Origin of the sequence: Streptomyces niphimycinicus, assembly GCF_018883605.1 — a bacterium.
Classification (GTDB): domain Bacteria; phylum Actinomycetota; class Actinomycetes; order Streptomycetales; family Streptomycetaceae; genus Streptomyces; species Streptomyces niphimycinicus.
In genome coordinates this window covers 1-463 of sequence record NZ_JAHLEM010001206.1, presented here as the reverse complement: position 1 = coordinate 463, position 463 = coordinate 1, and the positions used below count along the sequence as shown (strand labels likewise).

Below are 463 nucleotides of genomic sequence, written 5' to 3'. Positions count from 1 at the left end.
GAGTTCGGTGAGGTGCTGCGGGGGGTGGAGTTCCGGGCCCCGACCGTGCCGGTGGTGTCGAACGTGTCGGGTGCGCTGGCGGGTGAGGAGTTGTGCTCGCCGGAGTATTGGGTGCGTCATGTGCGGGAGACCGTGCGCTTTGCTGACGGGCTGGAGACGCTTCGTGGGCTGGGTGTTGGTTCCTTCCTGGAGCTGGGTCCGGACGGGACGCTGACTGCGCTGGCTGATGGTGAGTGCCTGCCCGTGCTGCGTCCGGATCGTCCGGAGCCGATCGCGGTCATGGAGGCTTTGGGTGGGCTGTTTGTCCGGGGCATCCAGATCGATTGGGCGGCGGTGTTCCCCGGCGGTCGGCTGGTTGATCTCCCCACCTATGCGTTTCAGCGTGAGCGGTTCTGGCTGGAGCCGTCCTCGGCCCGGCCCGTGACCAGTGCGGTGGATGCGGCGTTCTGGGAAGCCGTCGAGC

1 pseudogene is annotated in these 463 nt (G+C 67.8%); it reads left to right on the top strand.

Features of this window, described 5'->3' with window-relative positions:
- Positions 1 to 24 precede the first annotated feature (24 nt).
- Positions 25 to 463: pseudogene (locus tag KN815_RS48875) on the top strand (hypothetical protein); the annotation flags it as partial.